Genomic DNA, 20931 nt, shown 5'->3' with positions numbered 1-20931 from the left:
TCACATGACCCCTTCCCCCGTCCCCAGCATCGAGTCCGCCGATGTCGTCGTGGTCGGTGCGCGCTGCGCCGGCTCCGCGACAGCGCTGCCCTTGGCCGCGGCCGGTCGACGAGTGATCGTCCTGGATTCCGCCCCCCTGCCCTCGGATACGTTGTCCACGCATCTGCTCTGGCCCGCGGGCATGGCCGAACTCCAGCGACTGGGCGTCCTTCCCGAGGTGGCCGCGCTCGGCGCGCCCCAGCTGACCCACGCCTACGCCGAAGGCGCGGGATTCGGTATCGGGTCGGCGTTCCAGCCGGTCGACGGCATCGACTACGCGATGTGCGTGCGGCGGACCGGACTCGACGGAGTGCTCGTGCGGGCGGTGATCGCGGCGGGCGCCGACGTGCGGCCGAGATGCCGGGTGCAGTCAGTGGTCTTCGACGGAAACCGCTGCGCCGGTGTGCGTTACAGCGACAGCGCGGGCGCTGTCACCGAGATCAGGGCGGCGCTGGTAGTCGGTGCGGACGGGCGGCGCAGCACCGTCGCCCGCGCGATCGGGGCGGAGGAGCCGTTCCTGACGGTGCCCAGCGGCCGTGACTGCTATTTCGCCTATTGGCGTGACTCGCCCGATGCCGCACGCCACATCGCCGCGCAGTGGCGGGTCGGGGCGGATCTGGGCACCGCGTTCCCCTGTGACGACGGTCTCGTACTGAGCCTGGTGCAACCGCCACGCGCCGAGGGCAAACTCGGCCCGGGCGTGGCCGAGCACCGCTATTCCTCGGCGGTTCAACGGATTCCGGGGCTGCTCGACCGGCTACGCGGTTGCGAACGAGTCGGGCGCGTCCGGTCGGCCGTCGGCATCGCCTCGTACTTCCGCCGTTCCGCGGGCCCCGGCTGGGCGCTGCCCGGCGACGCGGGCCATTTCAAGGATCCCGTCACCGCGCAGGGGATCCGCGACGCACTGCACTACGGCCGGCGGCTGGCCGAAGCCGTCACCGATGTCCTCGACGACCCGGCCGATCTGGATGCGGCACTGGCACAGTGGGAGCGCGCGCGGGTGATCGAGTGCCGCGACATCTTCCACTGGACCAACCGGCTCGCCCGCGGCGAGGCCATGCGGCCCTTGGAGATCGAGCTCTACCGCAGCGCCGAGGTGGACAGCGAGCTGGCCGAGATCACCACCGGCATCTTCTCGCGCACGCGCACACCCGCCGATCTCTACACCCCGGTTCGCGCGTTGCGGCTCGGCTGGGACGCGCTGCGCCATCAACGCGATCAGGTTCCCGCCGTCCTCGCCGACATGGTGCGCGAGATCCGCGACGCGGTCGCCGAACGACAGATGACGCGAACCACGTTGCGCGGCATTCCCCCTCGGTTGTCGACGCCCACCCTGATCACCTCTGCGACATCCGGAGCTCAGCATGTCCGATAGCCCGTTCACCTGCACCCGCCGCACAGCCCTGCGAGCCGGGCTGGCTGTCGGTGCCGCGCTGGCCGTCCCGGCACCCACGGTGGGCGCCGCCCCCGGCCCACGCTCGCCGCTGCTGCGAACGACGGGCAGAACCGTCGCGATCTTCGGTGGCGGGATGGCGGGCCTGAGCGCGGCGCATGAACTGGCCGAACGCGGCTACGACGTGACCGTCTACGAACCCGCTCATCTGGGCGGCAAAGCCCGCAGCCTCGGCGTTCCCGGCACGGCCGGCCCGGGTAGGCAGGATCTGCCCGGCGAGCACGGCTTCCGCTTCTTTCCCGGCTGTTACCGCAATGTCCCCGATACGATGAGCCGAATCCCGTTCCCGGGCAACCCGAACGGCGTGCTCGACAATCTCGTGCGGGTCGAGGGCACGGTCGCCGGTTTCGAGAACACCGCGCCGATCTTCCTTCCTGTCGAACCGGGCGGCCTCACCCAGCTGACCCCGCAGGTGATCCAGAACAGCGTCATCGGTTCGCTGCGGTTCATTCCCGACCTGCCCGCCCACGAACTGGCCTTCTTCGCCAAACAGATGGCCATGTGGTTCACCTCGAGCACGGAACGTCGCTTCGGGCAGTGGGAGTACGTCACCTGGGAACAGATCATGCGGGCTGAGGGCAAGTCGGCTGCCTATCGCAAGTACCTGGTCAGCGCGCTGACCCGGATCACCGTGGCCGCCAAACCGCAGACCAGTTCGGCGCGCACGATCGGCACCATCGGCGAGGCACTCGTCCTGGCAGGCACGGGGCTCGTTCCGGAGTTCTCCGGCGGGGTGGACCGCATCCTCAACCGGCCGACCAACGCCGCGTGGATCGATCCGTGGGTGGCGTATCTACGTTCTCTCGGCGTCCGGTTCGTCCTGGGCCGGGCCGTGACCTCGTTGCGGCTGGCCGGCGGCCGGATCGAGTCGGCCACGGTGACCGGTGGCGGGGGCACGACCACGGTGACCGCGGATCACTACATCTGCGCCGTTCCCGTCGACCGGGTGGTCGACCTGCTGAGCCCGGCCATCCTCGACGCCGACCCACGCTTGGCCGGGATGCGCGAGCTGGTCACGGACTGGATGGTCGGCATCCAGTACTTCCTGCGCCGCCCCACCGACATCCCCGAGGGCCACATCGCCGCACTCGGGTCACCGTGGGCGATCACCGCGCTGCGCCAGGCACCGATGTGGGTGGGAGATTTCGCCGCGACCTACGGCGACGGCTCCGTCGTGGAATGCCTGTCGGTCGACATCTCCGACTGGGACACCCCCGGGATCCTCTACGGGCGCACCGCCAAGGAGTGCGGTGCCGAGGAGATCGCGGCGGAGGTGTGGGCGCAGCTCACGACCTGGCTCAACACCGGCACCGGCTGGTTGCGCGACGAGGACATCCACTCCTGGCACCTGGATCCCGGCATCACCTGGTCCGGGAACGGCATTCACAACGAGACGCCGCTCTTGGTCAATACGGTCGGGTCCTACGACAACCGGCCCGACGCGCACTGCGCGATTCCGAACCTCTATTTCGGCGGCGACCACATCCGCAGCCATATCGACCTGGCGACGATGGAGGGGGCCAACGAATCCGGGCGCGCCGCGGCCAATGCGGTTCTCGACTCGGCCGACGATCCGGGCAGCCGGGCAACCCGCTTCCCGCTGGTCGACCTGCCCGTCTTCGCCGGTGCCAAAGCCGTCGACGCCGACCGCTTCCGAGCCGGACTGCCGCACCTGCTCGACAGCTGATTCGGTCAGCGCGCCCACACCATCGGCACGTGGCAGGCCGGCTCCGTGAAACACTGTCCGGTGACCGCGGACCGAACGGTAGACCGCCCGCGATGCCGAGAGGAGACGGCCATGATCGACGAGCCCGGGAATTCCCGACCGCCGGCGCCGGTGTCCAAACGCAAAGCGGCGGCCCGGAAAGCGGCCCGCAGGCTCGGTGTCGAGGACTGGACGAACGCGGCGTTGCGGGTGCTGCTGCGTGACGGCGTCGGAGCCGTCACCATCGCCAAGGTCTGCGAGGAACTCGGGGTCACCAAAGGCAGCTTCTACTGGCACTTCGACGGCATCGACCAGCTGCTCGAGACGACAGCGCAGTTCTGGTGCGCCGATCACAACGACGCCGCCCGCGGCTTCCACGACCTCGACGAACTGCCCGTCGAGCAACGCCTGGAACGCATGGGCGCGTTGCTCACCGAGGAGCGGGTCTGGCAGATCGAGCTCGCGGTCCGCGACTGGGCACGCACCAACGCCAAGGTGGCCGAGGCGGTGAAGGCACTGGATCAGCGGATCTTCCACACCCTGTCCAAAGCCCTGATCGAGCTGGGGTTCTCGCCCGAACAGTCGGAGATGCGGGCCGGGCTGATGTGCTTCGCGGGCATCGGTTTCGTGCACGGCAATCAGAATCTGCCGGTGCCCACCGCGGATCAGCGTCGGGAGTTCTTCCGGTTCATCACCAGTGCCGGGCCGCGGTGCTGATCCCGCATTTCCGCGGCGGCGCTCAGGTCAGTGCGACCAGTTCGTGCAGCGTCGTTCCGTCCCGCTGTGCGGTGCCGTTGCCGGTGTGCACGCTCAGCTCGAAGGTCGACTCGAACCGGAAGTAGCCGGGGTGCCCGACGAGCCGGTGTACAAGCGGCTTGACCAGTGGTGAACGCACGACCGGCAGATCGTCGAGCAGATCGTGGGCGTGGATGACCCGGGTGATGTCCAAGCGCAGTTCGAGTCGCCCGGGCACCCGCAGTTCGACCCATTCGGGGTAGGTGCGGCCCGCGGTGGCGTCGAAGCGGGCGGGGCCCTCGGTGAGTACTGTCTCGCCGGTGGACAGCACGATGTCGGCGTGGTCGGCCAGCATCAACGGGTTGATCTCGTGGCCGCCCTTGCGCTGCTGGGTGAGCACCGAGGCGAACAGCAGCGAGTAGTCCTCCACGTACAACCGGCCCCAGTGCCAGCGCTCGATGATCTTCTTCATGTCACCGACGCCCCAGTTGTGGTCGTGGTAGCCACGTCCGGTGACCTCGTGCCGTGCGCCGTCGAGCTCGATGGTCCCGGTCACTCGCGCGCGGGGCGCGGCGACCATCCAGCCGAAGGAATCCTTACCGCCGAAACGGGTTTCGCCCTTGCCGGGCATCCAGCCGGGGACCTCGTTGTGGAACCGCAGGTCGAAAACCAAGCCACCCTCCGCCATCCGCAGATGGTGGGTGGGCAGACCGTCGTCATGCGATTCGGTGCGGGCGGTGTTGTCACCGATACGCACATCGCAGGCATCCGGTGAGAACGCGGCCGCCGAGTGCGGATACCGCCGCGACACCTGGCGGCGGGTGCCGTCGGGCGCGTAGACGATCATCTCCACCCAGGGTCGCGACAGTGGCAGGTCCTCGGGGCGACGTTTGATCAGGAAGCCGATCACCACGTGGCCGGTGTCGAGGTGCGCGTCGAAATACCAGTGTTCGAAGGCGAGCCTGCTCGCGGCGGGATGAAAAGCGTTGTGGTGCGGCTCGATCGGCGTCAGCTCGCCGTCGCCGCGGCCGGGCCCGTTCCATACTTCGACGATGTCGGTGGCAGTCATGGTCGCTTTCCGTCGGTTCATCGGCGCAGGGCCCCGCCGGCGTCGAAGGCGGCTTCGCGTCCCCGCATCTGGGCTCGGTACCAGTTCTCGCGATGGGCGAGCATGAGTTTCTCGTGTGCCCGCGCGAACGGCGGGCAGAACCGGCGCACGAGCTCCGTCACGGTGATCAGCGGGAAGCGCACGATCGGGACGAGGATCCACGGGAACGCCGGTGGCATGGTGTAGTGCCGACGCGTACCGGGAGCCATGTACATCGCGGCGTAGACCGAGTTGATCCGGAAGTTGTACATCTCGCGTAGCCGGGCCAGGCCGCGATGACCGTCGCGGGGCGCGAACGCCGCCGGGTACGACTCGATCAGTTCGGTCCCGTGCTGTCCGGCGTCGTAGGACCGCGACGCGATGGTCATCGCCAGCACGCGCAGTGCGTCGAGAACCGTGTCGGGATACCAGCGCAGCCGGACCCCGAGCAGGTGGCCCATGTACTTCTGGAAGTGCAGCAGCGCACGGATTTCCGACGGTGTCGTCTGATAGCCCAGCGCCCACAGACCGAGCCCGGGCGTCACGCTGCCCGCCAGCAGGGTCAGCATCTGGTAGGTCTGGCTGATCGGTAGCCCCCACCGTTCGATGTCCCATTCGGGATGACCGGCGACCTTCGCACGCACCGACACGTGCATGACCCGCACCTTCAGCGCGGTGGCCCGGCCCGCCGAGCCGGCGGTGAGCAGCGCGCCGCGCTCGGAGACGTCCATCCAGAACCGGCAGGTCTCGAGGAACCGGCGCAGCGCGCTGTCGCCCGCGTACCCACCGGCCAGCGACAGCGGCGTGGCGACCGCCGCCTCGGTGTACATCTCGAGCGTCTCGGCCCCGGCGAAACTGAACAGCATGGTGCCCCAGCGCCGCCAGATCGCGGCACCCTGCTCGACGAGTTCGGGCACCACCCAGTCGGGCACCGTCTCGAACTCGGCGAACAGTTCACGCATCGATTCCGGCGCCTCCGGCACCGCGTCGATACCCTCGCGCAGGGCCTGCTCCAGCATCCGGCGCCCGGCTTTAGGCCCGATCTCGCCGTGCATCACCTCCGCGACGAACCGCTCGGCCACCGGGTCACCGGCGAACAGGTCTTCGCACAGGGCGATCGCCTGTTCGTCGGTCGGGAACAGCCGCTGCCTGGTCACGGCCGTGAAGACGCGTTCGAGGCGCCGCACGAGCGGGGCGTCGCGCACCTCCCAGTAGCGAAACGCAGTGGGGCACTTCACCGTTGCCCCGGCGTGAAGGTATTCGACCTGACCTTCGACGGATTCGGCCACACCGGGCCTCCTGACGTGAGCATCCACCCGCTGACTGCGATCGCAGTCGACCATACTATGTCGAATAGTCTTCCGTACCTGAAAGTACGGAACTGGCGCCTTCGACGGGGCGGCGCAACCATGCCTGCAATGCCTCGGTGACCTCGGCGGGACGCTGTTCCATGATGAAACGTCCGCCGGCGATCCGGACGAGAGTCGCGTGCGGGATGTGTGCGGCGAGGTCTTCGGCATAGCGAAACGGGATCGCCGGGTCCTTGTCGCCCCAGATCACTGCGGTGGGGCAGCGGATGGCGGCGAGCCCGGCCGCGAGTTCCGGGCGCACCCGGACGCTGTAGCCCGCCCAGAAATGGGCGTACCAGCGGCGTCCTTCGCGGGTGTTCAGGAAATCGAGGTAACCGGCCAGGCGTTGGGTGTCGAACGAGCCGTTGCGGACGAACTGTGCCAATCCCAGGCGGTGGACGAGTCCGATCGTTCGTGCCGTGAGGAGCGGGCGCAGCAGCGGGCGTCGCGCCGCGGCGGAGAACAGCCCGAACAGTTGGTAGTACGGCGTGGTGAAGGTGCGGTGAGCCCGGGAATTGAGGATCGCGAAACGCTGGACCCGGTCGGGGTATCGCTGCACGAACCCGAGTCCGAGGAAACCGCCGTAGTCGTGACAGGCCAGATCGACGCGGCCCAGGCCGAGCGCGTCGAACAGTCGCGCGATCCGGTCGACCTCGGTGTCGTAGTCGCAGCTCAACCGAAGGTCACGAGCCGAAGCGCCCCAGCCTTGCCAGTCGGGGGCGATCACCCGGCGCGATCGGGACAGCGGCCCGATCTGATGCCGCCACGCGGCGTGGCTCTCCGGCCAGCCGTGCAGCAGAACCAGCGGATCACCCTGTCCCACATCGGCATAGGTTAGGCGCGCGCCGTCGACGCCGACCTCGTTCAGTTCGAAGGTTGTCGTCATCTCTGCTCCACATCTCGCACGGTGGTGACGATCGGTGGATGTATGGTCGCGTGCATGGCGTTGCCCGCACTTCCAGAAACGTGCGCTACTGATCCAGCGGCCGCCACCGCACCGGCACGGCTGTGGCTGCGTCTCGGACACGCGGTCTATATCGGTCCCGGTATGGCGCTGGGGCCGCATTCCACCGCCGTGGCGAGTCTCGGTGTGGGTTTGGACGGGCCGTTCCGGGTCCGCGCGGCGGGCGTTCCCGATGTCACCGCGCGCAGCTTCCTGTTCCGTGCCCGGGTCACCCACCACATTCTCGACACGGACGGGCGAAGACTGTTCTGTTTCTTCGACCCGACCTCGTCCCGGATGACCCGTTGTCTCGGCGGGATGTCGCGCGACATCGGCGGTTTCAGCGCCGATCAGCGCAACGAAGCCGACCTGATCGACCTGGGCAACTCCCCCGACCCCGATATCGATCGAGTGCTCGATCTGGCCAGCGTCCCGGTCCCGACGATCGGCGATCCCCGCATCGCCGCCGCTGCCGCCCAGATCCGCGCCGACCCGACCCAGCAGCAACGCGCGGCCGAAAAGGCCCTGGCCGCAGGGCTTTCCACCTCGTACTTCCTGCGCACCTTCGCCGAGCAGACCGGCACGAGTTTCCGCCGCTATGTCCAATGGGCGCGAATGCTGCGAGTGGCGAAAGCACTCACCGAGGGCCACGACCTGACCCGAGCGGCCACCGACGCGGGCTTCGCCTCACCCTCGCACCTGAGTGACACGTTCCGGGCCATGTTCGGCATGACTCCCACCTCCTTCACCGCCCTCGGCGCCGAACTGCACATCGACGACTGAGGCGCGGCCCGGACGCTCAGCCCTCCTTGACCAGGTCCGGCTCCTCCTCGGCCATCACGGCTTCGCCGCGCGCGACCATGCCTGCCTCGTCGGACAGCGTCAGGTGCGGGATGAACAACGCGAGCGCGAACGCGAGGATCGCACCGGGGATCAGGTACCAGAAGCCGGGGACCAGCGCGTCGACGTAGGCGCCGACGATCGCGTCGTGCAGCTTGTCCGGCAGGTTCTTGACCACCGAGGGGATCAGCGCGCTCGGGTCGATGTTCGCCGCCGCCGCTTCTTGCCAGTTCGCCTGGAACGCGCCGGTGAGATTCTCGGTCAACCGGCCGGTGAAGATGGAACCGAAGATCGCGATGCCGAGCGCGCCACCCATCTCACGGAAGTAGTTGTTGGCACTGGTCGCCGTGCCGATCTGGTCGGGGGCCACCGCGTTCTGCACCACGAGCACGATGATCTGCATGATCAGGCCGAGGCCCGCGCCCATGACGAACAGCATGGCCGAGACCACCCACATCGAGGTGTTCGCGTCCAGCCGGGTCAGCCACAGCATGTCGAGGGCGATGAGGGCGGCGCCGATGGGCGGATACACCCGGTAGCGACCGGTCTTGGTGATCACGTTCATCGAGGTGATGAGCGTGAGCATCATGCCGATCATCATCGGGATCAGCAGCAGACCCGAGACCGAGGCGGAAGTGCCGCTGGCCATCTGCAGGTAGGTCGGGATGAAACCGATCGCCGCGAACATCACCAGGCCGACCAGGAATCCGATCACCGAGGTGAGCACGAAGGTGCGATTGCGGAACAGCCACAGCGGCAGCATGGGTTCCTCGGCACGCGACTCGACGAAGACGAACGCCGCGACCACGACGACGAAAGCCGCGATCATCGACAGCATCACCGTCGAACCCCACTCGTACTGCTTGCCGCCCCAGTCGGTGATCAGGATCAGCAGGGTGGTCGCGGCCGACATGAGAACGATGCCCAGGTAGTCGGGCCGGAACTTGGGTCGATGGCTGGGGATGCTCAGATAGCGGAAGGCGATGAACAGCGCCGCGATGCCGATCGGCACATTGATCCAGAAGCACCAGCGCCAGTCGAGGTGGTCGGCGAACAGACCGCCGAGCAGCGGCCCGGCGACCGAGGTGATGCCGAAGACAGCGCCCATCGGCGCCATGTACTTGCCGCGGTCCTTGGCAGGCACAACGTCGGCGATGATGGCCTGCGCCAGGATCATCAGACCGCCGCCACCGACGCCCTGCAGGCCGCGGAAGGCGATGAACTCCCAGAATCCCGTCGACGCGGCGGCACCGACGGAGGCCGCGGTGAAGACGGTGATCGCGAACAGGAACAGCCAGCGCCTGCCGAACATGTCGCCGAGTTTTCCGTAGATCGGCATCACGATGGTGGTGGCGAGCAGATACGAGGTGGCGGTCCAGGCCATGTGGGAGACCCCACCGAGTTCGCCGACGATGGTCGGCATCGCGGTGCCGACGATCATCTGGTCGAGGCTGGCCAGGAACATACCCGCGATCAGCGCGGAGAAGATCAGCCAGATCCGCTTCTGCGTGAGGACGATCGGAGTCGGCGGCGAGTCGGCCGTCGTGGTCATCGGTGCGTCTCCCTTGTCGTGCCGTCCGGCCGGTCGAACAGCCGGGCGGCCATGGCGCAGTGCTCGTGCAGCGCTGCGGCGAGCGACCCGTTCGGATCGGCGGCCAGCGACATCGCCGCCCGCGTGGTGATGGTCGTCATGATTCCCGCGGTGAGCGAGGCGAATTCGGGCTCGACCTCGGCACCGAGCCGCGCCGAGAGGAGTTCGGCGGTGGCGGCTTCCAAACGGGCGCCGGAGGCGATGAAGGCGGCGAGCACTCTCGGCTCGGCGGTGATCAGCTCGGTGACCAACGAGATACCTTCGCGCACTTCGTTTTCGGGCTGGAATCCGGCGGCGTGCAGCCAGGTGAGGTCCTCGATGAGCACCCCGGTCGGACCGCCCGCGACGAACTCCTGCCGTGCTTCGGGCGTGCCGATGTCGCCGATCGGGCCGACCACCGCGTCGAGCTTGGTGTCGTAGTAATTGAAGAAGGTGCGCGGCGAGACGCCGACCGCCTTGGCGATGTCGTCGACATTGGTCGCGTCCAGCCCGTGCTCGACCGCCAATCGCCGTGCGGCAAGGCACAGTTCGATCAGGGTCCGCTGCTTCTTCTGTTCACGCAGACCGATCGAGGGCCGCTTGGCCGGCTCGGAAGACATGCCGCCAAGTTAGCACAAACTGCAATTTTTCAGAAACTGCAACTACATGGGTTCAGGCCTCGGCGGTACGACCCGACAGCGGCATCGCGGGCAGGCCGAGCTTGCGGTGATCCCACGACCTGACCCTGGTCTGGTCGACCCGGATCACGATGCGCTTGTTCATCATCTGCTCGACGAACGGATGGACCTCGGGGCTGTACGGACCGACATAGCGTTCGTAGATGTCGATGGCGGCCCGCCAGTACTCCTCGTCCTGTGTGTCCTCGATCAGGTGGGCGGTGCCCTCGATCGACACGCCACGCAGCTGGTCGTAGGTGTCGCCCGCTTCGGCCATGCACGCGATGGTCGGATCGCGGCGCAGGTTCACCGCCTTCTGCGACTTCGACTTGGTCTCGAAGTAGACGACTCCGTCGATGTGGCCGAACCACATGGCGGTGAGGTGTGGTTTTCCGGACCGGTCGAGGGTGGCCAGTGTGAGCACCCTCGTGCTGTCGAGAAATTCCGCGATTTCCAGCGCATTCATCCGCACCACGGCTCGCTGATCGATCCCCACTACTGGCCACCTTCCGGTCCTGGTCACTTTCCGCCGACCCTACTCAGCCGAACAGCGCACCGCGGTCGGTCTGCCTACGTGCGGGTTTTCGGGGTCGCGGGTGGGGTCCGCGCCTCGTTGCGGTGCTGTTCCCACCAGGAGGCGCTTTCCTGCTGGGCGGTCTCCTGGTCCTTGGACGGCGCCGGTGTACTCGGTATGCCGAGGACTCTGAGCCGCCAGTCGTCCTGCGGGATGGCGGCCACGATGCGCACGGGGACGACCGCTGTGAGCAGCAGGCAGTTTCCGACGCAGACCATCAGACAGATCGGGGGAACCGAGACCACGATCGCGGTCGCGAGGGTCCCCATCTGGATCGGATCGCGCGAGATGGACACGACGTTGCCGCAGATGCTGGCCGCCACGGTGACGAGGAGCAGCAACTCGTAGAACCGGACGAGGGACGTGGCCTTCTCGTCACGGATGCCGACCAGCGTGATGAAAGTGCAGGCGACCAGCGCGACCGTCAGACCGACGACGAGCGGCCACAACCACGTCAGGTGCTCCGGAACCCCCGCCACCGCCGCGAGAGTCGAGGTGAAGGTGAAGGATGCGATCGCCGCGGCGACAACCAGTACCGCCCCTAAACCGACCAGTAGCTTCGGCACCGTCACTGGAACAGGACGAGGGAAACGGTCCGAGTGGTCCATCGGGCTCCATTCTACGGGCTTTTGACCGCCAAATACGCAGGCACTCAACAGAGTACGGGCACGCGGCGGGCCGCGCCGCGAGCGGACCGAGCGGACACCGTAAAGTCCCGTCACACACGATTCGCAACAGCATTTCGGCGCGCGGCACCGGATCCGGCGATCGGCGCGAAGCCAGGGTCAAGCCGTGGGTTTTCGGGGTACCGGCCCTGGGAGAATTGTGGAACTCTTCCGCTTCACGCGGTCCCGATCGAACCCCGGGGCCGACTACACCGATGCGAAGGACCACCGAACCCATGCGAATCGCAGGACTGACCGCCCTCGCGGCGGGCGCACTGATCCTCCCGGCCACCCTGGCTCCCGCGGCCTCGGCGGAGGTGGAGGACATCACCATCTACGCCTTGGGCAGCGAAGTGCCCGTCGCCTGCGACTATGTGGGTGCCAACTGCACGGTCATGGCCCGGATGTTCGGCGCCGACTACGCACTGCCCGCCACCGTCACGATCAACGGCAGCGAGCTCACCTCACCCGAGCGCCTCGACTACCCGGACCGGCAGCGCAGCGCGATCCGCGGCACCTGGCGCCCGCCGGCCAAGGGCACGTACACGATCGTGGCCACCCAGGGCTCCTCCACCAAGACCCTCGTCGTCGAGGTCACCGGTGACCCCCAGCTGGGCAGCGGCTCGGCGGGGCTGCCCAGCGGTTCCAACTGATACAACGGCCGACTCGCTGACCGCCCGATGCCGGCGGTCAGCGAGCGCACGGCTCACTGCGCGAGCAAGCCCTTGGCGACGTGGGTCACCTGGATCTCGTTGCTACCCGCGTAGATCATCAGCGACTTCGCGTCACGGGCCAGCTGCTCGACCCGGTACTCGGCCATGTAGCCGTTGCCGCCGAACAACTGCACCGCTTCCATCGCGACATCGGTGGCGGCCCTGGTGGAATACAGCTTCATCGCCGAGGCCTGCGCCAGCGTCGGCATCTTGCCCGCCGCCGAGCTCTCCAATGCCCGGAACACCATGTTCTCGACGTTCAGACGCGCGATCTCCATTTCGGCCAGCTTCAACTGGACCAGCTGGAAGCGGCCGATCTCCTGCCCCCACAGCTTGCGCGACTTGGCGTATTCGATGCACAGCCGGTGGCATTCGTTGATGATGCCCATCGACAAGATCGCGCAGCCGACCCGTTCGACGATGAAACTGGCCCGCGCGCTTTCGCGGCCGTCACCGCCCTGGTGATCCTCGGTCTCACCGAGCAGCCGGTCCTTGCTCAGCCGCACATTGTCGAAGAACAACTCACCGGTGGGCGAGGAATGCATGCCCATCTTCTTGAACGGTTTGCCCTGAGTGAACCCCTCCATGCCCTTGTCCAGCACGAAGGTGAGCACCTTGCGGTCGCGCTTGTCGCCGCCGTCGCCTTCGTCGAGCTTGGCGTAGACGACCACGGTGTCGGCGAACGGGCCGTTGGTGATGAACGTCTTCTGCCCGTTGAGGATGTAGTCCTCACCATCGCGACGGACGTAGGTTTTCATGCCGCCGAACGCGTCGGAACCGGAGTCGGGCTCGGTGATCGCCCACGCGGCCACCTTCTTCAGGGTGACGATGTCTTTGAGCCACCGCTGCTTCTGCGCGAGCGTGCCGCGTGCGGCGATGGTCGCCGCCCCGAGCCCGAGGCTGACACCGACCGCCGCGACGCTACCCAGGGTGACGCCGGTCAGTTCGCTGACGAGTACCGCGGCCATACTGCCCTGCGCCGCAAGCGGGTTCGACGCGGCTTTCTTGTCCGGCTTCTCGGGCGCGGGCTCCCCCGCCGCGATCCGGTCGGCCCTGGCCTGTTCCTTCGCCAGCATCTTGTCGACAGCCTCACCGGCCATCACATCGAGCCCGAACTGGCTGAACAGGGTGCGCATGATGTCGTACGGCGGCAGCTTGCCGTGTTCGAGTTCGTCGATGTGGGGACGAACTTCCTTGTCGATGAACGCGCGCACGGATTCGCGGATCATCTCGTCGGTCTCGGACCATTCGAACATCGTTGTTCACTCCAGGATTCGTGGTTCAGGGCAGTCGGGCGGCGATGTCGTCGATCGACCACGCCTCGTCGGTCTCGATGGTCTTGACGTCGTGCCAGCCGGCGAGTTCGCTGATCGCGCCGCCTTGCACCGCGAACACCTTGCCGGTGATCGGGCACTTCTCGCCCGCCAGGTACGCGACAAGCGGTGAGATGTTGGCCGGGCTGAAAGCGTCGAAGCTTCCCTCGGCTTCGGCCTCGGCCGCCTCGGCCGCCATCAGCGCGCCCATTCCCGGGGTGGCCAGGGTCAGGCGGGTGCGGGCGATCGGGGCGATCGCGTTGGCCCGCACGCCGTAACGCTCGAGCTCGTCGGCAGCGACCAGCGTCAGCGCCGCGATCGCGGCCTTGGCGGAACCGTAATTGGCCTGGCCCGCGTTGGGCACGGTCACGCCCGACGCCGAGGCGGTGTTGATGATCGCCGCGTTGGGTCGACGGCCTGCCTTGGCCTCGGCCTTCCAGTACGCCGAGGCGTGGTGGATGACCGCGAAATGACCCTTGAGATGCACCGCGACCACGGCGTCCCAGTCCGACTCCGACAGGCTGGGGATGAAGCCGTCGCGGAGAATGCCCGCGTTGTTGACGACCACGTCGAGGCCACCGAATGCCGAGATCGCTTGCGCGATCAGGGCTTCAGCTCCGGCCCAGGTGGCGACGTCATCGGTGTTGGCCACCGCCCGGCCGCCCGCGGCGACGATCTCGTTCGCCACTTCCTGCGCCGGGCCCACATCGACACCGTCACCGCTGTTGCTGCCGCCCAGGTCGTTGACGACGACCGCGGCACCCTCGCGGGCGAACAGCAGCGCATGCTCACGTCCGATACCGCGACCGGCACCGGTGATCACCGCGACCCGTCCTGCCAGGCCACCCATGCCTACTCCTTCGTTCACAGTCTTGGTCGGTCGCCACGGATGTGGGTCCGACAGCCGGCGGAGACTTGCCCGCGCACGAGGATTCGGCGCGGGCGGGTCATGGGTCAGTCCACGATTTCGGCGATGCCGTTGCTCAGCACCACATCGGTCCCTCGCACGGTCTCGAACGCGTACGTGGTGACACCGTTGTCGGTGCCCGCGTTCCAGATTCGCGTCTCGAGGTCGTCACCGGGGAAGACGAACTCGGAGAAACGCACGGCCAAGCGCCGCACCCGCGAAACATCGGAATCGGCGACTTCGGCGAGGACACCCCACCCGGCCATCGCCATCGTGCACAGACCGTGCGCGATGATGCCCGGCAGACCGGCGTCCTTGGCGACTTCCTCGTCCAGATGCAGCGGCACCGGGTCACCCGAGGCGGGCGCGTACCGGAACGTCTGGTCGTCGTCCACATGGTGGGCGGTCTTCGCCTGCGGCGAGGACTGTTTGCGCTCGGTATGGGGCTCGATCACCGGGATCGCCTCGCCGACTCTGTCGCCGGCGTCCACCCCGCGGAAGAACCCGGACAGGTACTGCTCGTTGACCAGGTCACCGCTCACCTCGTCTTTGCAGGTGAGGTGGATGTAGACCAGCGAGCCGGTGGACTTGGTCTCCCAGCCGATCACGCGCCCGCGCGAGACCAGATTGTCACCGGGCTTGATCGGGCGGTGGAAGTGGAAGTCCTGTTCGCCGTGGGTGATCCGGCCGAAGATATCCATCGGCACCACGTCGACGGCGGGCGCCATCAGCGCGTCGAAGGCCGGGACGATGGCGAACACCGGCGAGCCCACGTCACCGCGGCGATGCGCGGGGATCGGGTCGTTGGTCGCGGCCGCGTACTCGGCCAGCCGCTCCCTGGTGACCTCGAACCGCTCTTCGTCCGACCACAGGTTCAGACCGTCGCGGTCGAACTCGAAGACGTCGCCCATGGTCAGGCTCCGGCGGCGAGGGCGGCGAGCTTGTCCAGCGAGGTCTGCAGCTGCTTGGTGCCGTCCTTTTCGACGGCCTTGCCGAGGGCGCCCTTGATCAGCGAGCCCTCGAATTCCCCTGCGACCTGGACCTCGGTCTTGTCGCCGTCGGGCGTCAGGTCGAAGGAGAAGGTGGCCTTCACCCCGGCCATCCCGGTGCCCGTCATGACCAGCTTGGTCGGGGCGACCTCGCCGACGACCCACTCCATCTTGTTGGCCATGCCGAGCATGAAGATCTTGGCGGTCAGCGTCGCGCCCTCGGTCAGGGTGGCCGGCGGTTCGACCATCCAGCGCTCGTGGATGGTGAACCAGTCGCCCCAGGTGGACGGGTCGGTGATCACGCCCATCAGCTTCTCGGCGGGGGCGTTGAGCGTGGCGGTCTTCTCGATGTGACCCATGAGTGTTCTCCTGCGAATGGTGGTGTGGTGGAAGGCCGGTCAGCGGTCGGCGCGCTGATACGCGGTGACGACCGCGGCGCCGCCCAAGCCGATGTTGTGCTGCAGGGCAGCGGTCACGTTGTCGACCTGACGGGCATCGGCGGTGCCGCGCAGCTGCCAGGTGAGCTCGGCGCACTGCGCCAATCCGGTGGCGCCGAGCGGGTGCCCCTTCGAGATCAGGCCGCCGGAGGGGTTCACGACCCACTTGCCGCCGTAGGTGGTCTGGTTGTCGTCGAGCAACCGACCCGCCTCGCCCGGCGCGCACAGGCCGAGGGCTTCGTAGAGCAGCAGTTCGTTCGCCGAGAAGCAGTCGTGCAGTTCGATGACCTGGAAGTCCTCGGCACCGAGACCGGCCTGCTTGTACACCTCGACCGCGGCGGCGACATTCATGTCGTAGCCGATGATGTTCTTGGCGGTGCCGTCGAAGGTCGAGGCGAAGTCGGTGGTCATGGCTTGACCCACGATTTCGACCGCCTGGTCGGCGAGATCGTGCTCGGTCACGAAATCTTCGCTCGCCAGGATCGCCGCGCCGGAACCATCGGAGGTCGGCGAGCATTGGAGTTTGGTGAGCGGGTCGTAGATCATTCGCGAATCGAGGATCTGGTCCATGGTGTATTCGTCACGGAATTGCGAATACGGGTTGTTCACCGAGTGCCTGTGGTTCTTGAACCCGATTTTCGCGAAATGCTCAGCGGTGGTGCCGTATTCCTTCATGTGCTCCCGGCCCGCGGCGCCGAACATCCAGGGCGCGGGCGGAAAGAGCACCTCGGAGATTTCGGCGAGGGCCTGCATGTGTTTGGCCATCGGCTGCTCGCGGTCGTCGAAGGTGGTGCCGAGCGAGCCGGGCTGCATCTTCTCGAAACCGAGCGCGAGCGTGCAGTCGGCCAGGCCGCCGCGGATCGCCTGCGCCGCCAGGTACAGCGCGGTCGACCCGGTCGAGCAGTTGTTGTTCACATTGACCACCGGGATACCGGTCATGCCGAGTTCGTAGACCGCCCGCTGCCCCGACGTCGACTCGCCGTACACATAGCCGACGTAGGCCTGCTGCACCTCGGTATAGGAAATCCCGGCATCGGTGAGGGCGTTGGTGCCCGATTCCCGCGCCATGTCCGGGTAGTCCCAGATGCTGCCGTCTTCGTTGAATCGCCGACCCGGCTTCTCGAATTTCGTCATACCGACACCGACGACGAATACCCGTTGCTTCACAGGACAGTCCTCTCCATAGATCAGCCATGCGGCTGTCACCTATGACGCTATGAGTTCGATTGCCACCCGACGAGGACCGCAGCGGGCCGTTCGGGGGACCGAAACGATCATCGCCGCTGCGGTACCGTACGAATCGCCTCGCCCGACGTCGAAGGAGCCAAGTGGCGCATACGATTCCGATGCGGTTCTTCCGGGCGACAGTCGAGTCGATGGTGAAACGCGGCCTCGATGTGGGGCGCGCGCTGCGCGGAGCGGGACTCGACTGGCGGCTCTACGCCGAGGACCGTGCCCGGATGACACCGGAGCAGACGACCGGGGTGATCCGCGCCCTCTGGGAGCAGACCGACGACGAACTGCTTGGCTTGGGTCCGCGACCGGTTGCACGCGGCACCTTGCGACTGGCCGGACTCACCGTCATCCACACCCGGGATCTGCGCGGCGCGCTCGGCCGCATGTTCGAACTGTCCTCCGTGACCACCGGCATCCGCTGGGAGATGCGGGCCGACGACTCCGGCCGCGCCACGATCGGCATCGCCGATCCCGACGTGCGCCTCGATCCGTTCGTCGCGTTCGCGATGACCGGTGGGGTGCACCGGTTCGCCCGCTGGCTGATCGGGGCGCCGATCACGTTGCTTTCCGTGGATTTCCCGTTCGATGCCGAGCACCTGGCCGACGAGTACACGACGATTTTCGGAGTCCGGCCGACCTTCCGCGCATCGCGGTTGGCGATGTCGTTCGACGCGGCCTTGCTGCCCATGCCGGTGGTGCGCGACGAAGCCGACCTCAAACGGTTCCTCCGTGACTCCCCCGGTGTGCTGTTCTACGCGCAGGAGCAGGCCACGACCACAGCGGCACGGGTGCGCGCGATCATGGAGCGCAACCGGAACGGTCCCTGGCTCGGCGCCGACGAACTCGCCCGCCGCCTTTCGATCAGCGCGCCGCACCTGCGGCGGCTGCTGCGTGCCGAAGGCACCAGCCAGCGCCGGATCCAGGAAGAGATCCTTCGCGACCGCGCCGTCGAAGCACTGGTGCACGGAGACGAGCCGATCGCGGATCTCGCCGCCCGGCTGGGCTATTCGGAGGCCAGCGCCTTCCGCCGGGCGTTTCACCGGTGGACCGGTAGCGCGCCGAGCCACTACCGCTCCACCCGGATCAGAAAGCCGTGATCGTATGAAGCACACCGAGTCGGAAGCCTGCTTGGACGACACGAGCAACGTCTTGATCGCACCGACGGAATCGCGCGACACCGCGATCCCGGACTTCTTCGGAACCACGATCTTTTCCGGCTGCTGCGCTGCTCGACGAATCTCTCGGGGCCGACCGAGGGCTTCGGCCCGACCGACACGAGCATCGTCGCCGCCCTGAACAACGAGACCGCCACCGTGTTCCGTGGCCACGCGCCGCTCGATCACGGTCTCGCCCAGACCTATCACAACACCCCGGCCACGGCCGGGCGCAAACAGTCCAAGGCCAAGATCTCGGCCCATGCCGAGGTTCGGCTCTCCTGGAGTAAACGGGAAATCACCCCGAGGGACCGCCGCGGACGCTGATCTTCGAGATCCGCCTCGCCCACCACAGCGTCGTCGTGTTCTCCGTCGCCGCCAATCGGCGGTTCAAGCACAAGATCGTGCTCGAGCCGTCCGCACGGTCGGTCGAGAACCAGTGGCTCGGCGTGACTTTCCGGGAATCGAAGACCTTCGTCCAGTTCCGCGAAGGCCGGCCGTACCTGCCGCAGGGCGCGCGTCTCACCTCGGCCGACGATGATCAGCGACGAGAGTTCTACCGCCTGCGACGACGTGAGAACAACGAAACAGACTTCGTCTACCCGCCGCTGACCTACACCGTCAGCGAAAGCGACCTGGTCCCACCGGCCTGAGGATCAGCCACCCGACTGCTCCCCGCGTCGAGGACGGTCAGCTCGGGTGATGCACCTCCTGCATTCCGTAGACCGGGGTCGGCACCCCTTCGAACCGGGCCTTCAACTGCAGGGCCAGGTACAGCGAGTAGTGGCGGGACTGGTGCAGGTTGCCGCCGTGGAACCACAAGCCGGGCTGCTTGGTCGGTTTCCACATATTGCGCAGCTCCCCTTCCCAGGGGCCGGGGTCCTTGGTGGTGCCCGAGCCGTAACCCCAGCATTTGCCCACCGCGTCGGCGACGTCCTGGCCGATGAGATCGGCCGCCCAGCCGTTCATCGACCCGAAGCCGGTCGCGTAGACGACGAGATCGGCGGGCAGTTCGGTGCCGTCGTCGAGGATCACGCTGTCCTCGGTGAGTTCACGAACCTGCCCGTGCGCCAGACGGATATCGCCGTTGGCGACGAGTTCGGCGGCGCCCACATCGATGTAGTAGCCCGAACCTCGGCGCAGGTATTTCATGAACAATCCGGAGCCGTCGTCGCCCCAGTCGAGTTCGAACCCGGCGCGTTCCAGGCGCGCGTAGAAGTCGGCGTCGCGCTCACGGATCGCGGCGTAGACGGGGATCTGGAAGTCGGGCATGATCCGGTACGGCAGCGACGCGAAGGTGAGATCGGCTTTCTGCGTGGTCGTTCCGGCAGCCAGGGCTCGCTCGGAGTACAGGTCGCCGAGGCCGAGTTCCATCAGCGAATCCGACTTCACGATGTGGGTGGAGGACCGCTGCACCATGGTGACGTCGGCACCCGCCTCCCACAGGGCGCCACAGATGTCGTGGGCGGAGTTGTTGGCCCCGATCACCACGGCACGTTTGCCCGCGTAGCGGTCCGGCCCGGGGTGCCGGCTGGAATGGTGCTGGTCGCCCCGAAAGCGGTCCATCCCTGGGAAATTCGGGATGTTCGGTTTGCCCGACATCCCTGTCGCGAGCACCAGGTGGTGCGGGCGCAGCACGAGCGGGTCGCCGTCGCGTTCCACCTCGACCACCCAGGTTTCGCTCGCCTTGTCGTAGCGCGCCGAGGTGCAGGTGGTCTTGGACCAGTACGGCACCTCCATCACCTTGGTGTACATCTCGAGCCAGTCGCCGATCTTGTCCTTCGGCGCGAACACCGGCCAGTTGTCGGGGAACGGCAGATACGGCAGGTGGTCGTACCAGACCGGATCGTGCAGGCACAGCGACTTGTACCGCTTGCGCCACTGGTCACCGGGCCGATCGTGCTTGTCGACGACGAGCGCGGGCACGCCGAGCTGGCGCAGCCGCGCACCGAGGGCGATGCCACCCTGTCCTCCACCGACGACGAGCACGAACGGCTGCCGGGTGTAGCCGAGTTCGTGCTGTTCGCGTTCGCGTTGCTCGGACCAGGTCACCCGGGCGCGGTCGGCGCCGTGACGCACACCCCGTGGCCGTCGCGGCCCCTTGTTCTCCTCGAAACCCTTCAGTTCCTGCAGTGTGGTGAGCAGCGTCCAGGCGCCTTCGTCGGTGAGCCGCAGGTGCCCGACACCGCGTCCGGCGCCGGTCTCGAATCCGATCCACGCGCTGATCACCCCATCGGCCTCGGTCGGTGTCTCGGTGGTGTGGAATCCGGACGGGTCGGTGTCGGCGAGCTGGGCGCGCAGCATGTCGGCGACGCCCGCCCGGCCTTCGACGGTCTTGATGTTCCAGGTGAACGCGATCAGGTCGCGCCAGAAGCTGTCGGTGGCGAACATGCTCGCCGCCGTGTCGACATCGCGCGCGGCCAGGGCCGCTTCGAACGCCGTCAGCCAGGCGTCCACCCGCTGCTGGGGTCCGGCTACGTCCGATCCGTCGACGACGGGATCGAGTGTCTGGGTCATCGAATCCTCCTCCACAATCTGTGACATG

The 20931-nt window shown here is 67.2% G+C and carries 21 protein-coding genes; 8 read left to right on the top strand and 13 right to left on the bottom strand.

Annotated elements, in window-relative coordinates:
* Nucleotides 1-4 precede the first annotated feature (4 nt).
* From NI2_RS06925 to NI2_RS06915, 3 genes are all read left to right on the top strand, one after another.
* A complete protein-coding gene (locus NI2_RS06925; protein ID WP_243750061.1) occupies nt 5-1414 on the top strand; it encodes an NAD(P)/FAD-dependent oxidoreductase in 1410 nt (469 codons plus the stop codon).
* Entirely contained in the window at nt 1404-3179 is a 1776-nt protein-coding gene (locus tag NI2_RS06920; protein WP_067487591.1) for a hydroxysqualene dehydroxylase, read from the top strand. Before NI2_RS06925 ends, NI2_RS06920 begins: the two co-directional genes overlap by 11 nt.
* 111 nt (nt 3180-3290) lie before the next feature.
* Nucleotides 3291-3914, top strand: a complete 624-nt coding sequence (locus NI2_RS06915) for a TetR/AcrR family transcriptional regulator (RefSeq protein ID WP_067487589.1) — start codon at nt 3291-3293, stop codon at nt 3912-3914.
* A gap of 22 nt (nt 3915-3936) precedes the next feature.
* On the opposite strand, the gene NI2_RS06910 is transcribed toward NI2_RS06915, so the two are convergent.
* From NI2_RS06910 to NI2_RS06900, 3 genes are read right to left on the bottom strand one after another with little or no spacing between them, the layout of a single operon-like run.
* Entirely contained in the window at nt 3937-5001 is a 1065-nt protein-coding gene (locus NI2_RS06910) for a lipocalin-like domain-containing protein (RefSeq protein WP_084476093.1), read from the bottom strand.
* A 17-nt stretch (nt 5002-5018) separates the two neighbouring features.
* On the bottom strand, nt 5019-6308 hold the full coding sequence (locus tag NI2_RS06905) for an oxygenase MpaB family protein (RefSeq protein WP_067487852.1): 1290 nt from the start codon (nt 6306-6308) through the stop codon (nt 5019-5021).
* 55 nt (nt 6309-6363) lie between these two features.
* Complete coding sequence (locus NI2_RS06900) at nt 6364-7254, bottom strand: alpha/beta fold hydrolase (protein ID WP_067487585.1); 891 nt, start codon at nt 7252-7254, stop codon at nt 6364-6366.
* A gap of 54 nt (nt 7255-7308) precedes the next feature.
* Here NI2_RS06900 and NI2_RS06895 point away from each other — a divergent pair, with 54 nt between their 5' ends.
* Nucleotides 7309-8094 carry a helix-turn-helix domain-containing protein gene (locus NI2_RS06895; protein WP_067487850.1) on the top strand — a complete coding sequence of 262 codons (786 nt, stop codon included), beginning with the start codon at nt 7309-7311 and terminating at the stop codon, nt 8092-8094.
* A gap of 16 nt (nt 8095-8110) precedes the next feature.
* On the opposite strand, the gene NI2_RS06890 is transcribed toward NI2_RS06895, so the two are convergent.
* The 4 genes from NI2_RS06890 to NI2_RS06875 all read right to left on the bottom strand — a co-directional run bounded on the left by NI2_RS06890 (nt 8111) and on the right by NI2_RS06875 (nt 11544).
* The gene (locus tag NI2_RS06890; protein ID WP_067487583.1) at nt 8111-9703 is read right to left on the bottom strand and encodes an MDR family MFS transporter; all 1593 of its coding nucleotides are present in this window, start codon (nt 9701-9703) and stop codon (nt 8111-8113) included.
* Nucleotides 9700-10341 (bottom strand): TetR/AcrR family transcriptional regulator, encoded by a 642-nt coding sequence (locus NI2_RS06885; RefSeq protein ID WP_067487580.1) that lies wholly within the window; start codon nt 10339-10341, stop codon nt 9700-9702. Before NI2_RS06885 ends, NI2_RS06890 begins: the two co-directional genes overlap by 4 nt.
* A 52-nt stretch (nt 10342-10393) precedes the next feature.
* Nucleotides 10394-10894 (bottom strand): pyridoxamine 5'-phosphate oxidase family protein, encoded by a 501-nt coding sequence (locus NI2_RS06880; protein ID WP_067487578.1) that lies wholly within the window; start codon nt 10892-10894, stop codon nt 10394-10396.
* Between the two features lie 74 nt (nt 10895-10968).
* Nucleotides 10969-11544, bottom strand: a complete 576-nt coding sequence (locus NI2_RS06875) for a DUF2637 domain-containing protein (RefSeq protein WP_067487576.1) — start codon at nt 11542-11544, stop codon at nt 10969-10971.
* A gap of 329 nt (nt 11545-11873) precedes the next feature.
* Here NI2_RS06875 and NI2_RS06870 point away from each other — a divergent pair, with 329 nt between their 5' ends.
* Entirely contained in the window at nt 11874-12290 is a 417-nt protein-coding gene (locus NI2_RS06870; protein WP_133734172.1) for a hypothetical protein, read from the top strand.
* A 53-nt stretch (nt 12291-12343) separates the two neighbouring features.
* On the opposite strand, the gene NI2_RS06865 is transcribed toward NI2_RS06870, so the two are convergent.
* The 5 genes from NI2_RS06865 to NI2_RS06845 all read right to left on the bottom strand — a co-directional run bounded on the left by NI2_RS06865 (nt 12344) and on the right by NI2_RS06845 (nt 17163).
* Complete coding sequence (locus tag NI2_RS06865) at nt 12344-13606, bottom strand: acyl-CoA dehydrogenase family protein (RefSeq protein ID WP_067487572.1); 1263 nt, start codon at nt 13604-13606, stop codon at nt 12344-12346.
* A 25-nt stretch (nt 13607-13631) separates the two neighbouring features.
* Nucleotides 13632-14513 (bottom strand): SDR family oxidoreductase, encoded by an 882-nt coding sequence (locus tag NI2_RS06860; protein WP_067487570.1) that lies wholly within the window; start codon nt 14511-14513, stop codon nt 13632-13634.
* 104 nt (nt 14514-14617) lie between these two features.
* The gene (locus NI2_RS06855) at nt 14618-15481 is read right to left on the bottom strand and encodes a MaoC/PaaZ C-terminal domain-containing protein (RefSeq protein ID WP_067487568.1); all 864 of its coding nucleotides are present in this window, start codon (nt 15479-15481) and stop codon (nt 14618-14620) included.
* 2 nt (nt 15482-15483) lie between these two features.
* Nucleotides 15484-15918: a type II toxin-antitoxin system Rv0910 family toxin gene (locus NI2_RS06850; RefSeq protein ID WP_067487566.1), complete on the bottom strand. Its 435-nt coding sequence runs from the start codon at nt 15916-15918 to the stop codon at nt 15484-15486.
* 39 nt (nt 15919-15957) lie between these two features.
* Nucleotides 15958-17163 carry a lipid-transfer protein gene (locus NI2_RS06845; protein ID WP_084476091.1) on the bottom strand — a complete coding sequence of 402 codons (1206 nt, stop codon included), beginning with the start codon at nt 17161-17163 and terminating at the stop codon, nt 15958-15960.
* A 161-nt stretch (nt 17164-17324) separates the two neighbouring features.
* On the opposite strand from NI2_RS06845, the gene NI2_RS06840 reads away from it, so the two are divergent.
* The 3 genes from NI2_RS06840 (at nt 17325) to NI2_RS06835 (ending at nt 19039) form a co-directional block, all read left to right on the top strand.
* Complete coding sequence (locus NI2_RS06840; protein WP_133734173.1) at nt 17325-18329, top strand: AraC family transcriptional regulator; 1005 nt, start codon at nt 17325-17327, stop codon at nt 18327-18329.
* 216 nt (nt 18330-18545) lie between these two features.
* Entirely contained in the window at nt 18546-18713 is a 168-nt protein-coding gene (locus NI2_RS34715; protein WP_208115393.1) for a hypothetical protein, read from the top strand.
* 35 nt (nt 18714-18748) lie between these two features.
* Nucleotides 18749-19039 (top strand): hypothetical protein, encoded by a 291-nt coding sequence (locus tag NI2_RS06835; RefSeq protein ID WP_208115394.1) that lies wholly within the window; start codon nt 18749-18751, stop codon nt 19037-19039.
* A 37-nt stretch (nt 19040-19076) separates the two neighbouring features.
* Here NI2_RS06835 and NI2_RS06830 read toward each other — a convergent pair whose 3' ends face one another.
* A complete protein-coding gene (locus NI2_RS06830; RefSeq protein ID WP_067487846.1) occupies nt 19077-20903 on the bottom strand; it encodes an NAD(P)/FAD-dependent oxidoreductase in 1827 nt (608 codons plus the stop codon).
* Between the last annotated feature and the right edge of the window lie 28 nt (nt 20904-20931).

It is taken from the genome of Nocardia ignorata NBRC 108230, from assembly GCF_001612905.1.
In the GTDB taxonomy this organism is placed as follows: Bacteria; Actinomycetota; Actinomycetes; order Mycobacteriales; family Mycobacteriaceae; genus Nocardia; species Nocardia ignorata.
The sequence above is the reverse complement of the archived record's forward strand: the minus strand, read 5'-3'. Positions and strand labels throughout refer to the sequence as shown.

Coding starts and splice junctions, on each gene's coding strand:
- NI2_RS06865 (WP_067487572.1), bottom strand. CDS start 13,606: ATGTTCGAATGGTCCGAGACCGACGAGATGATCCGCGAATCCGTGCGC.
- NI2_RS06855 (WP_067487568.1), bottom strand. CDS start 15,481: ATGGGCGACGTCTTCGAGTTCGACCGCGACGGTCTGAACCTGTGGTCG.
- NI2_RS06830 (WP_067487846.1), bottom strand. CDS start 20,903: ATGACCCAGACACTCGATCCCGTCGTCGACGGATCGGACGTAGCCGGA.
- NI2_RS06860 (WP_067487570.1), bottom strand. CDS start 14,513: ATGGGTGGCCTGGCAGGACGGGTCGCGGTGATCACCGGTGCCGGTCGC.
- NI2_RS06925 (WP_243750061.1), top strand. CDS start 5: ATGACCCCTTCCCCCGTCCCCAGCATCGAGTCCGCCGATGTCGTCGTG.
- NI2_RS06870 (WP_133734172.1), top strand. CDS start 11,874: ATGCGAATCGCAGGACTGACCGCCCTCGCGGCGGGCGCACTGATCCTC.
- NI2_RS06890 (WP_067487583.1), bottom strand. CDS start 9,703: ATGACCACGACGGCCGACTCGCCGCCGACTCCGATCGTCCTCACGCAG.
- NI2_RS06910 (WP_084476093.1), bottom strand. CDS start 5,001: ATGACTGCCACCGACATCGTCGAAGTATGGAACGGGCCCGGCCGCGGC.
- NI2_RS06915 (WP_067487589.1), top strand. CDS start 3,291: ATGATCGACGAGCCCGGGAATTCCCGACCGCCGGCGCCGGTGTCCAAA.
- NI2_RS06900 (WP_067487585.1), bottom strand. CDS start 7,254: ATGACGACAACCTTCGAACTGAACGAGGTCGGCGTCGACGGCGCGCGC.
- NI2_RS06885 (WP_067487580.1), bottom strand. CDS start 10,341: ATGTCTTCCGAGCCGGCCAAGCGGCCCTCGATCGGTCTGCGTGAACAG.
- NI2_RS06920 (WP_067487591.1), top strand. CDS start 1,404: ATGTCCGATAGCCCGTTCACCTGCACCCGCCGCACAGCCCTGCGAGCC.
- NI2_RS06850 (WP_067487566.1), bottom strand. CDS start 15,918: ATGGGTCACATCGAGAAGACCGCCACGCTCAACGCCCCCGCCGAGAAG.
- NI2_RS06895 (WP_067487850.1), top strand. CDS start 7,309: ATGGCGTTGCCCGCACTTCCAGAAACGTGCGCTACTGATCCAGCGGCC.